The following is an 11,330-nucleotide window of genomic DNA, read 5'->3' as shown; positions in this document are numbered from 1 at the left end:
CGGGGGGCCGCCCCCGCGGGGGGGGGGGCGGGGGGGGGGGCGGCCCCCCGGGGGGGGGGGGGGGGGGGCCCCCCGGGGGGCGCGCCCCCCCCCCCCCCCCCCACTGGCCGCAACGGGCTGGGCTGGGCCGGGCCGGGCCGGGCTGGGAGGTCAGCCGACGCGGGCGCCGGCGACCGGGCCGTGGGCGACCCGGGCCTCCCGGCACACCCCGGCGGCCTCCAGCCCGGCGGCGATCCGCTCCGCGTCGGCGGCGTCGAGGGCCAGGAAGACGCAGGTCGGGCCGGAGCCGGAGACGATGCCGGCGAGCGCCCCGGCGGCCTCCCCCGCCTTCAGCGTGTCGGCCAGGGTCGGGCGCATGGCCAGTGCCGCGTCCTGGAGGTCGTTGCCGAGGCTGGCGGCGAGCACCCGGGGGTCACGCTGGCGCAGCGCGGCGAGCAGCCCGTCGGTGCTGCCCAGCGGCGTGCCGGCGGTGCCGGCGGCCCGGAGCTCGTCCAGCTCCCGGTAGGCGGCGGGGGTGGAGAGGCCACCGTCGGCGACCGCCACCACCCAGTGCCAGGAGGTGGCGCGGGCGAGGACCGGGCTGACCGCCTCGCCCCGGCCGGTGCCCAGCGCGGTGCCGCCGTGGATCAGGAACGGCACGTCGGAGCCGAGGTCGGCGGCGATGCCGGCCAACTCGTCCCGGGACAGCCCGGTGCCCCAGAGCGCGTCGCAGGCGACCAGGGCGGCGGCGGCGTCGGCGCTGCCGCCGGCCAGCCCACCGGCGAGCGGGATCTGCTTGCGCAGGTGCAGTCGGGCGTGCGGCATGACACCGGCGTACCCGGCGAGGGCGTGGGCGGCCCGGATCGCCAGGTTGGAGTCGTCCAGGGCCAGTTCACCGGCGCCCTCGCCCTCCATGGTGAGGGTGAGCGTGTCACCCCGCCGGGCGGTCAGCTCGTCGTAGATGGAGATCGCGTGGTAGACGGTGTTCAGCTCGTGGTAGCCGTCCCGGCGCAGCGGGCCCACCCCCAGGTGCAGGTTGACCTTGGCGGGGACCCGGACCCGGACCGGTCCGCTGCTGCCGCGCCGCTCGTCGTCGTCCGGTCGCCAGGCCTCGGTCACCGGGTGACGTCCCACGGGCACAGGCGGATATCGAACGGCATCTCCACGATCAGCTCCTCGGTGGAGTCGGCGGCCGGCCCGTACCGGCCGGCAACCAGGTCGTACGCGCGCACGTGCGGCGCACCCTCGGCGGGCACGGCGCCAGCCTACTGTGCGGCGGACCCGGCGGACGGGGCCGACGCGGCGATCGCGGCGAACTGCTCGACGGTGAGTGACTCCCCGCGTGCACCGGGGTCGACGCCGGCGGCGGTGAGCGCCGCAGCGGCCCGGTCGGGGCCGCCCGCCCAGCCGGCCAGCGCCGCCCGCAGGGTCTTCCTACGCTGTGCGAACGCGGCGTCGACCACCGCGAACACGGCCTGCCGGGCGACGTCGTCGCGGGGTGGTTCCCGGCGGGTGAAGGCGACCAGGCCGGAGTCGACGTTCGGTACCGGCCAGAACACGTTCGGTGGCACTCGGCCGGCGGCCCGGGACCGGGCGTACCAGGCGAGTTTGACCGACGGGATGCCGTACACCTTGGAGCCGGGGCCGGCGACCAGCCGGTCGGCGACCTCCTTCTGCACCATCACCAGGCCGTGCCGCAGCGTGGGCAGCTCGGCGAGCAGGTGCAGCACCACCGGCACGGCGACGTTGTAGGGCAGGTTCGCCACCAGCGTGGTGGGCGGCGGGTCGGCCAGTTCGGTGGCGGTGATCCGGAGCGCGTCGGCCCGGTGCACGGTGAGCCGGCCGGCTTCCGGGCCGGCGTGTCCGGCGGCGGTCTCCGGCAGCGCCCCGGCCAGCACCGGGTCGATCTCGACGGCGTGTACGTGCGCGGCGGCCGGCAGCAGGGCCAGGGTGAGCGAGCCGAGGCCGGGGCCGACCTCCAGCGCCACGTCGTCCGGGGTGAGGCCGGCGGCGGTGACGATGCGGCGGACGGTGTTCGGGTCGTGCACGAAGTTCTGGCCGAGCTTCTTGGTCGGGTTCACGCCGAGGCGCGCGGCGAGTTCCCGGATCTCCGCCGGTCCGAGCAGGTCTGCGGCCATAACCCGACAGGGTACGGGTCGCCCGCGGGCCGGCTCAGCCGACCGGCGTCTTCGGGTCGGCGGCGAAGTGGCAGGCGGCGAGGCTGCCGCCGGCCCCGGCGACCAGCGGCGGCTCGGTGCTCCGGCAGCGGTCGCGGGCGATGCCGAGGGAGGTCGCCGGGCTCTCGACCGGCCCCAGATCTTTTGGAGGGCCCCGCGTGAGGCGGGCTGCCGCAGCACGGGACCGTCCACCGTCGACGGCCGGTCGCGGCGTGCACGAGGTGCCGGGCCACGCTGCCGTGCGGGTCCGTGCGGGTCCGTGCTGGGTCGGCGCGGCGGGTCAGGCCCAGGGGCCGAAGACCCGGTCACCGGTGGCGGAGATCGCCGCGCACAGCTCGTCGAGGTCCACGCCGGTGGTCTCGGCGAGGGATCGCACCGTGAGCGGGATCAGGTACGACGCGTTGGGCCGCCCCCGGTACGGCATCGGGGTCAGGTACGGCGCGTCGGTCTCCACCAGGATCTGGTCGATCGGGGTGAGCGCGGCGGCCTCCCGCAGTGCGGTGGCGCTGCCGAAGGTGACCGTGCCGGCGAAGCTGAGCAGGTAGCCCCGGCGGACGCACTCACGGGCGAAGTCGGCGTCGCCGGAGAAGCAGTGCAGCACCACCGTGTCCGGGGCGCCCTCGTCGTCGAGGACCCGCAGCACGTCGGCGTGGGCGTCCCGGTCGTGGATGACCAGCGCCTTGCCGTACCGCTTGGCGATGGCGACGTGCGCGCGGAAGCTCTCCTCCTGGGCGGCGCGCCCCTCGTCGCCGGTGCGGAAGAAGTCCATTCCGGTCTCGCCGACCCCCCGCACCCGGTCCCTTCCGGCGAGCGCCTCGATCTCGCGCAGCGCGGCGTCGAGGTCGGCCAGTCGGGGTGCCTCGTTGGGGTGCAAGGCCACGGTGGCGAGCACCGCCGGGTACCGCTCGGCCGCGTCGGCGCCCCAGCGGGACGACCCGACGTCCACACCGACCTGCACGAGGCGGTCCACGCCGACGGCGGCGGCCACCGCGATGGCGGTGCCGACCGGGTCGGTGGCGTCACCGCCGCCGGGGACCCCGGCCTCGCTGACCGTGATGTCGAGGTGGGTGTGGCTGTCCAGCACGGGACGGGGCAGCGGCTCCGGCGCGGGCGGGAACTCGCCGGCCCGGCGGGCGGCGCGCTGCTTGCGGGATTCGGTCGGTCCAGTCATCGCCGCCAGCATCACACACCCGGGCCGGTCGCGTTCCCGCGAGGCCACCGGACGTTCATCGGTTCGGCATCTGGTCGGCTTAGCGTCGCCGGGGTGAGCGTCACCCCCCAGGCCAGCGGCGCCGCCTCCGAGCGGACCGGGTTGCGTGTGACGTACGACGGGGTGGTCTATCCGGCGGAGGAGATCGCCCGGGGAGCCGCCTACGAGCTGTTCAGCGCCGACGAGGCGACCGGCTTCGAGTGGGCGCCCCGGCCGGGCACGACCTGGCCGTGGCGGCGGTTCGTGCACGTCACCGAGGTCACCGAGGTGCAGGGCGGGAACGAGCCGGCCGAGGAGCCGGAGGCGCCGCTGCTGGTGCCGCTGCACCGCAACCGGAGCTGGTCGTCGGTGCACCAGCTCAGCCAGCAGCCGGCGGCGGCCGACGACCCGACACTGGCGGCGGTACGCGGCTCGGCGACGGTACGGCGGGGCACCCGGATGGTCAAGGTGCTCACCGGACGGCAGCTCGCCGGGTACGTGCGGGGCTGGCTGCCGCACGGCTTCTGCTACCGGGAGCACGACATCGCCCACCTGCGTACCCCGGCCGGGCTGGCGGTGCTGCGCGGCGACGGCACGAGCGGCCGGGAGGGCACCGACATCGGGTACGCGCTGCGGTGGCGGGCCGCCGACCCGGGCGACTTCGACGCCCCGGTCGGGGAGACGTACCGGGGGCTGCTGGCGTTGCCGCCCCGGGACCGGCTCGGCCCGCCGGTGCTGGGCACCGGCTTCGTGCCGAGTTCGGCGCAGCTCATCCCCGAGTTCGTCACCCGGGACTTCGCCGACCTGCCGATGCCGGCCAACGCCTCGCTGCTCGCGTACACCGCCGAGGGCACCGAGGTGGTGCTCTACACCTACCAGGCGGAGCAGCGGGGCTGGCTGCGGATGGTCGGACCGCAGTGGCGGCACCTGCTGGCCGCGGTGCCGGGGCTCTCCCCGGACCAGGAGTACGTCCCGACCGGGGACGTGCCCCGCTCCACCCAGTTGGTCGGCAGCTACGCCGGCGGCGAGTACGAGGCGGTGGCGGACCTGCCGGGCGGGTTCCGGGTGCTGGCGATGACCCGGGCGGCCCGGTTCCCGGTGGACTCGGTGGCCCGCCGGCTGCGGTACGCGCGGTGGCGGGGCGTGCCCTGCCTGGTGCTCCGTGAGGAGGCGGGCTGGCTGCGGCTGCGGCTGTGCCGGCCAGATCCGGATGCGGTGGTGGATACCGGTGCGCAATGCCATGAACGGGGCGTGTACGAGACCTGGGCGCCGGCCCCCGAGGTGACCGACGACCAGGTGGTGGACCTGTCGTACCTGGTGTGACGGTCGGGCATAGCCGGGAGTCGGGCGGGAATGCGCGCGGCGTAAAGGCACTCACCGAGCCCGACCTCAGGAGACGAGCATGCCCTTCATCACCGTGGGGACGGAGAACTCCGCCCCTATCGACCTCTACTACGAGGACCACGGCCAGGGTCAGCCGATCGTGCTGATCCACGGTTTCCCGTTCAACGGGGCGACCTGGGAGAAGATCTCCGGTCCGCTGCTCTCGGCGGGGTATCGGGTGATCACCTATGACCGGCGGGGTTTCGGCAGTTCCGCGCAGCCGGCGATGGGGTACGACTACGACACCTTCGCCGCCGATCTCGACGTGCTGATGAACGAGTTGGACCTGCGCAACGCGATCCTGGTGGGCCACTCGATGGGCACCGGTGAGGTGACCCGCTACCTGGGCGCGTACGGGTCGAACCGGGTGGACCGGGCGGTGCTGTTGGCCCCGCTGGCCCCGTTCCTGCTCCAGACCAAGGACAACCCCGAGGGCGTCGAGAAGAGCCTGTTCGACGGGTTCCAGCAGGCGATCGTCGCGGACCGGTTCGCCTATCTGACCCAGTTCTGCGACGCGTTCTTCAACTACAGCGAGAACAAGGGCAAGTGGGTGAGCGAGGAGGCGTACCGGGCGCACTGGCAGATCGGCGCGCAGGCGTCGGCGAAGGGCACCTACGACTCGGTGCAGGCCTGGCAGACCGACTTCCGGGGTGACCTGCCGAGGATCGACGTCCCGGTGTTGATCATCCAGGGTGACAAGGACAACGTGCTGCCGTACCCGAAGACCGGTCAGCGGTTGCAGTCGATGCTGCCCGACGGCCGGCTGGTCACCCTGAAGGGGGCGCCGCACGGCACGCCCTGGACACACCCGACCGAGGTGAACAAGGCGATCAAGGAGTTCATCGGCGCGCCGTCGATGGCCCGCGCCTGATCCGCCCACGACGCGGCCCCGGGCAGACCCGGGGCCGCGTCGGCGTCGGTGCCGGGATGCCGCCCGGCCGGTCGGCGCCGGTCAGCCGACGAGCCGGGCCAGCTCCTCGTCGACGATGGACGGGTCGAGCTTGCGGAAGACCGGCTTCGGCGCGGCGAGCGGCCGACCCGCCGCCAGCGGTACGGACTCCCAGCGCGCCCCGACCGTGTAGTCGCCGGTCAGCACCGGGTACGCCGGCCCGCCGTCGAGGTCGTCGACCTCCTCGATGACCGGCATCGGCGCGTGCACACCGGTGCCGCCGAGCAGCTCGTGGATCTGCTGCGCGGAGTGCGGCAGGAACGGGGTGAGCAGCGTGTTGGCGTCGCTGACCACCTGGAGGGCGACGTGCAGGATGGTGCCCATCCGGGGCTTCTCGGCCTCGGCCTTGAGCTTCCACGGGGCCTGCTCGGAGAGGTACCGGTTGGCCTCGGCGACGACCTTCATCGCCTCGCCGATGGCCTGCTTCTGCCGGTGCCGGGCGATCAGGTCGCCGACGACGGCGAAGCCGGCGCGGGCGGTGGCGAGCAGCGCCTCGTCGGCCTCGGTGAGCCCGGCCGGGTCGACCGGCGGGATCGCCCCGAAGTTTTTCGCCGCCATCGAGACCGAGCGGTTGACCAGGTTGCCCCAGCCGGCGACCAGCTCGTCGTTGTTGCGGCGGAGGAACTCGGCCCAGGTGAAGTCGGTGTCGTTGCTCTCCGGCCCGGCGACGGCGATGAAGTAGCGCAGCGCGTCGGCGTCGTAGCGCTCCAGGAAGTCGCGTACGTAGATGACGACCTTGCGGGACGAGGAGAACTTGCGCCCCTCCATGGTCAGGTACTCGCTGGAGACCACCTCGGTGGGCAGGTTGAGCCGACCCAACTCGCCGGGCTGGCCGTCGTGCGCGCCCGCGCCGGAGTAGCCGCCGAGCAACGCCGGCCAGATCACCGAGTGGAAGACGATGTTGTCCTTGCCCATGAAGTAGTAGCTCGGGGAGTCCTTACCCTCCCCGTCGGCCGACCACCACTTGCGCCAGGCGTCCGGGTCACCGGTGCGCCGGGCCCACTCGATGGACGCGGACAGGTAGCCGATCACCGCGTCGAACCAGACGTAGATCCGCTTGTCGCCGCGCTCCCGCCAGCCGTCGAGCGGGATCGGCACGCCCCATTCCAGGTCCCGGGTGATGGCCCGGGGCTGGAGGTCGTCCAGCAGGTTGCGGGAGAAGCGCAGCACGTTGGGCCGCCAGCCCTCGCGGGCGTCCAGCCACTGGCGGAGCGCGTCGGCGAGGGCGGGCAGGTCGAGGAAGAAGTGCTCGGTCTCGACGAACTCCGGCGTCTCACCGTTGATCTTCGACTTGGGGTTGAGCAGGTCGATCGGGTCGAGCTGGTTGCCGCAGTTGTCGCACTGGTCGCCGCGGGCGCTGTCGTAGCCGCAGATCGGGCAGGTGCCCTCGATGTAGCGGTCGGGCAGGGTCCGCCCGGTGGACGGGGAGATCGCCCCGGTGGTGACCTTGGGGATGATGTAGCCGTTGCGGTGCAGCCCGGTGAACAGCTCCTGCACCACCGCGTAGTGGTTGCGGGTGGTGGTGCGGGTGAACAGGTCGTACGACAGGCCGAGCGCCCGCAGGTCCTCGGCGATCACCCGGTTGTAGCGGTCGGCCAGCTCGCGCGGGGTGACCCCCTCGGCGTCGGCCTGCACCTGGATCGGGGTGCCGTGCTCGTCGGTGCCGGAGACCATGAGCACGTCGTGGCCGGCCATCCGCATGTACCGGGCGAAGACGTCGGAGGGAACGCCGAATCCGGATACGTGGCCGATGTGGCGCGGACCGTTGGCGTAGGGCCAGGCGACCGCGGCGAGAACGTGACTCATGACCAGCAAGCCTAGTGACCGTCGTGGGGGGCCCGCGAACCAATAGGGCTCACCGGGCCGGACCGACAGGAACCAACCCTTCGTCCGAATTGTCGCCGACACGCGGAGTCAGCTCACCGTCACGGCCCGCCACCCGGTGTCCAATGACTGGCGTGACTGGCAGACGAGCGGGGCACGACGAGTCGCCTCTCGGCCCCCGGACGCCGCCGGCCGGCGGCGGCGAGACCCCGGCACCCCGCTCCGGCGGCGGGTCGGCCGCCCACGGCGACGCCGGTACGACCGCCCCGGGCGGCGGCGGTCCGGGCACGCGCGACGGTCGACCGGGCACGGTCGCCCCCCAGCCACGGGTGGTCCCGGGCCGGGACGAGGCGCCCGTCGAGGTGGAGCCGACCACCGGGGCACCGGTCGACGCCGTACCCCGGCGGGTGCCGGTCCGCCAGCCACGCGGCCCGCGCGCCGACCAGGCCCCCGCCGGCAGCACGCCGGAGGACGACTCGTTCTTCTGGGCGCCGATCGAACAGGTGCACTGGGACGGCACGCCGCTGCGGGAGCAGTCCGGACGGCGGGGACGACGACCATCGACCGGCGGGCCGGCACGGCGTCGCACCAGCCACCCCGGTCACCCGCCCGACCCGGTCCGCGGGCTCGCCGTGCTGCTGTCGTTGAGCCTGGTGGCGGCGTTCTTCGCCTGGGTCAGCGCCGGCCCACTCTGGTTGGCCGTCGGGCACGCCACGGCGGGGACGGTGGTGATCACCGAGTGTTCGGGGGGTGGGCTCACCCAGCGCTGCCGGGGCATCTTCGCCGGGGACGGGGACCGCTTCCTGACCCACGGCCTGCGGGTCAGCGGGGTACCGGCGGAGCACCACGGCACCGGCACGGCGCTGCCGGCCCGGGTGACCGGGGCGGGCGCGGACACGGCGTACGTGGACACCGGGGCGGGCCGGCACCTGCGCTGGCTGCTGGGCCTGCTCGCGGTGGCCGGCTGCGGGGCGGGGATCGTCCGGTGGACCGGGGCGACCCGGCTCGCCGACCACCGGCAGCGCCGCTGGGCGACCGCCGGCGGGTACGCCGGTCCGGCGCTGATCACCCTGGGCTTCCTGATCGCCGCCTGGTGACCGCCGCCGCCCCGCCGCCCCGCCCCGCCCCGCCGCCCCGCCCCGCCGCCTCGCCGCGCCGGGCGCGGTGGACCGGTCAGCGGTGCACGACGGTGTAGACGTCCCGGCGGCGCAGCCCGTACCCGGTGGCCACCTCGCTGATCGCGTCCCGGCGGGACAGCCCGGCGGCCTCCCGGTCGGCCACCGCGGCCCGCAGCGCGTCGTCGTCCGGGCGTTCGGCGGGGGTGTCCGGCGCACCCGCCACCACCAGGGTGATCTCGCCGCGCGGTTCACCCTCGGCGGCCCAGTCGGCCAGTTCGCCGAGCGGCCGGCGGACGACCTCCTCGTAGGTCTTGGTCAGTTCCCGGCACAGCGCGGCGGGCCGGTCGGCGCCGAACGCGGCGGCCAGGTCGGCCAGCGCGGCGGCGATCCGGTGCGGGGCCTCGAAGAGGACCAGGGTGCGCGGTTCGCTGGCGAGGGCCTTCAGCCGGGCCCGCCGGGCGCCGGGCGAGCGGGGCAGGAAGCCCTCGAAGCAGAACCGGTCGCAGGGCAGCCCGGACAGCGCCAGGGCGGTGGTCACGGCGCTCGGCCCGGGGGCGGCGGTGACCGGCAGCCCGGCGTCCAGGGCGGCGGTGACCAGCCGGTAGCCGGGGTCGGAGACGCTGGGCATGCCGCCGTCGGTGACCAGCGCGACCAGGTACCCCTCGCGGAGCACGTCGACCAGTTCGGGGGTGCGCCGCTCCTCGTTGCCCTCGAAGTAGGAGACGATCCGGCCGCCGACGGTGATGTCGAGGTCGCGGGCGAGCCGGGTGAGCCGGCGGGTGTCCTCGGCGGCGACGACGTCGGCGGTGGCGAGCACCTCGCGGAACCGGGCGGACGCGTCGGCGGGATTGCCCAGCGGTGCGCCGAGCAGAATCAGGCGCCCAATCTCGGACATTTCACCCACGAATTGCGCTCCTTCATCGACAGTCGTACCAATCTCGGAGACGATGGGCGCCACCGGGCACCTTCGCAGCCTACGATCGCCGGGTGACGAGTGCGTCGACAGCACAGAGTGCGAGCGCGGACCGGCCGGACGAAGGCGCTCCCCCGCCCGAGACGGGAGGCGACGGCGTGCCGGCGATCGTCCGCCGGCGGCTCGCCACCGGCGAGGCCCGGCTGGACGTGAACTCGTGGATCGCCACCGCCGTGGTGGTGACGATCGCCGCCGTCCTGCGCCTGCTCGGGCTGAGCAGCCCGAAGGGCAAGATCTTCGACGAGATCTACTACGCCCGGGACGGCTACGGCCTGATCGACAAGGGCGTCGAGTGGAACTACAAGGACAACGGCCCGTCGTACGTGGTCCACCCGCCGCTGGGCAAGTGGCTGATCGGGCTCGGCGAGTGGGCCTTCGGCTACCAGGACGCGGAGACCAACATCTCCGTCCCGGGCCACCTGATGACCACCGCCCCGGAGTTCGGCTGGCGGATCGCGGCGGCGGTCGCCGGCATCGTCTCGGTGCTGATGCTGACCCGGATCGCCCGCCGGATGTTCCGCTCCACCACGCTCGGCTGCGCCGCCGGCCTGCTGCTCGCCCTGGACGGCTTCCACCTGGTGCTCTCCCGCACCGCGCTGCTCGACATCTTCCTGCTGCTGTTCGTGCTGGCCGCCTTCGGCGCGCTGGTGCTCGACCGGGACGCCCGGCGGCGGCGCTGGGCGCGGGCGTTGGACGAGGGCCTCGACCCGACCGTCGCCGGCCGCGCCGGACGCCCGGCGGGCGGCTGGCGGACCTGGCCGTGGTGGCGGCTGCTCGCCGGGGTGCTGCTCGGCTGCGCCTGCGCGGTGAAGTGGAGCGGGGTCTACTTCGTCCCGGCCTTCGGGCTGCTGGTCCTGCTCTGGGAGGTGGGCGTACGCCGGTCGGCCGGGGTCCGTCGGCCGTGGCGCGACGCGCTCCTCGACGAACTGCCCTGGCTGGTCCTCGCCGGGTTGCTGGCGGTCGGCACGTACGTGCTGGCCTGGTCGGGTTGGCTGCTCTCCGACGACGGCTACTACCGGCTGGCGGAGCGGTACCCGAACGTCCCGGGACTGAGCGACACCCCGGTCATCGGGGCGCTGAACAACCTGTTCCAGTACCACAAGGCGGCGTTCGACTTCCATACCGGGCTGGAGACCGCCCACAAGTACCAGTCGTGGCCCTGGCAGTGGCTGCTGCTGGGCCGGCCGGTGGCCTTCTACTGGTCCGGGGACGGCGCCTGCGGGGCCCCGACCTGCGCGGCGGAGATCCTGCTGCTGGGCACGCCGCTGCTCTGGTGGTCGTTCCTGCCGGCCCTGGGGGCGACGCTCTGGCTCGGCGTGGCCCGCCGGGACTGGCGGGCCGGGGCGATCCTGGTGGCCGTGGCCGCCGGGCTACTGCCCTGGTTCTGGTTCGCCCTGGACGGCCGGACGATGTTCTCCTTCTACGCCGCTCCGGCGCTGCCCTTCCTGATCCTCGCGGTGGTCTACGTGCTCGGCGCGATCGTCACCCCGACCGTGCCGGACGGCCCCGCCCCGCCGGACCCGGCGGCGCTCGCCGAGCAGCACGCCGACCGCCGGCTGGTCGGCGGCGTCGTCGTGGGCGCGTACGTGCTGCTGGTGGCGCTCTGCTTCGCCTACTTCTACCCGATCTTCGTCGGCAACCTGCTCCAGTACGACGACTGGTCCGCCCGGATGTGGCTGGACGGCCGCTGGATCTGAGGCACCGCGCGACACCGGCGGCGGGGTGGCCCGGCAGGACG

10 protein-coding genes are annotated in these 11,330 nt (G+C 74.3%); 4 read left to right on the top strand and 6 right to left on the bottom strand.

Going from position 1 to position 11,330, the window contains the following annotated elements:
* Positions 1–150: 150 nt before the first annotated feature.
* From ACIQG9_RS27425 to ACIQG9_RS27410, 4 genes are all read right to left on the bottom strand, one after another.
* Positions 151–1,098: a 4-(cytidine 5'-diphospho)-2-C-methyl-D-erythritol kinase gene (locus ACIQG9_RS27425; RefSeq protein ID WP_400407859.1), complete on the bottom strand. Its 948-nt coding sequence runs from the start codon at positions 1,096–1,098 to the stop codon at positions 151–153.
* Positions 1,095–1,235 (bottom strand): hypothetical protein, encoded by a 141-nt coding sequence (locus tag ACIQG9_RS27420; protein WP_400407857.1) that lies wholly within the window; start codon positions 1,233–1,235, stop codon positions 1,095–1,097. Before ACIQG9_RS27420 ends, ACIQG9_RS27425 begins: the two co-directional genes overlap by 4 nt.
* 9 nt (positions 1,236–1,244) lie before the next feature.
* Complete coding sequence (rsmA, locus tag ACIQG9_RS27415) at positions 1,245–2,117, bottom strand: 16S rRNA (adenine(1518)-N(6)/adenine(1519)-N(6))-dimethyltransferase RsmA (protein WP_400407856.1); 873 nt, start codon at positions 2,115–2,117, stop codon at positions 1,245–1,247.
* 319 nt (positions 2,118–2,436) lie between these two features.
* Positions 2,437–3,339: a TatD family hydrolase gene (locus ACIQG9_RS27410; protein WP_400407855.1), complete on the bottom strand. Its 903-nt coding sequence runs from the start codon at positions 3,337–3,339 to the stop codon at positions 2,437–2,439.
* Positions 3,340–3,420: 81 nt separating this feature from the next.
* Here ACIQG9_RS27410 and ACIQG9_RS27405 point away from each other — a divergent pair, with 81 nt between their 5' ends.
* Positions 3,421–4,668: a hypothetical protein gene (locus ACIQG9_RS27405; protein ID WP_400407853.1), complete on the top strand. Its 1,248-nt coding sequence runs from the start codon at positions 3,421–3,423 to the stop codon at positions 4,666–4,668.
* A 79-nt stretch (positions 4,669–4,747) separates the two neighbouring features.
* A complete protein-coding gene (locus ACIQG9_RS27400) occupies positions 4,748–5,599 on the top strand; it encodes an alpha/beta fold hydrolase (protein ID WP_400407851.1) in 852 nt (283 codons plus the stop codon).
* A gap of 81 nt (positions 5,600–5,680) precedes the next feature.
* Here the strand turns inward: ACIQG9_RS27400 and metG are convergent, their stop codons facing one another.
* Positions 5,681–7,483, bottom strand: coding sequence for a methionine--tRNA ligase (metG, locus tag ACIQG9_RS27395; RefSeq protein WP_400407849.1), 1,803 nt, complete (start codon positions 7,481–7,483; stop codon positions 5,681–5,683).
* 143 nt (positions 7,484–7,626) lie between these two features.
* On the opposite strand from metG, the gene ACIQG9_RS27390 reads away from it, so the two are divergent.
* Positions 7,627–8,598 carry a hypothetical protein gene (locus ACIQG9_RS27390; protein ID WP_400407846.1) on the top strand — a complete coding sequence of 324 codons (972 nt, stop codon included), beginning with the start codon at positions 7,627–7,629 and terminating at the stop codon, positions 8,596–8,598.
* A gap of 76 nt (positions 8,599–8,674) precedes the next feature.
* Here ACIQG9_RS27390 and rsmI read toward each other — a convergent pair whose 3' ends face one another.
* Complete coding sequence (rsmI, locus tag ACIQG9_RS27385; RefSeq protein ID WP_400407844.1) at positions 8,675–9,514, bottom strand: 16S rRNA (cytidine(1402)-2'-O)-methyltransferase; 840 nt, start codon at positions 9,512–9,514, stop codon at positions 8,675–8,677.
* Between the two features lie 92 nt (positions 9,515–9,606).
* Here rsmI and ACIQG9_RS27380 point away from each other — a divergent pair, with 92 nt between their 5' ends.
* Positions 9,607–11,289 (top strand): dolichyl-phosphate-mannose--protein mannosyltransferase, encoded by a 1,683-nt coding sequence (locus tag ACIQG9_RS27380; protein ID WP_400407841.1) that lies wholly within the window; start codon positions 9,607–9,609, stop codon positions 11,287–11,289.
* Positions 11,290–11,330 lie beyond the last annotated feature (41 nt).

This window comes from Micromonospora sp. NPDC092111 (assembly GCF_044755745.1).
Taxonomy (GTDB): Bacteria; Actinomycetota; Actinomycetes; order Mycobacteriales; family Micromonosporaceae; genus Micromonospora.
The sequence above is the reverse complement of the archived record's forward strand: the minus strand, read 5'-3'. Positions and strand labels throughout refer to the sequence as shown.

Coding starts and splice junctions, on each gene's coding strand:
- rsmA (WP_400407856.1), bottom strand. CDS start 2,117: ATGGCCGCAGACCTGCTCGGACCGGCGGAGATCCGGGAACTCGCCGCG.
- ACIQG9_RS27410 (WP_400407855.1), bottom strand. CDS start 3,339: ATGCTGGCGGCGATGACTGGACCGACCGAATCCCGCAAGCAGCGCGCC.
- ACIQG9_RS27400 (WP_400407851.1), top strand. CDS start 4,748: ATGCCCTTCATCACCGTGGGGACGGAGAACTCCGCCCCTATCGACCTC.
- metG (WP_400407849.1), bottom strand. CDS start 7,483: ATGAGTCACGTTCTCGCCGCGGTCGCCTGGCCCTACGCCAACGGTCCG.
- ACIQG9_RS27390 (WP_400407846.1), top strand. CDS start 7,627: ATGACTGGCGTGACTGGCAGACGAGCGGGGCACGACGAGTCGCCTCTC.
- rsmI (WP_400407844.1), bottom strand. CDS start 9,514: ATGTCCGAGATTGGGCGCCTGATTCTGCTCGGCGCACCGCTGGGCAAT.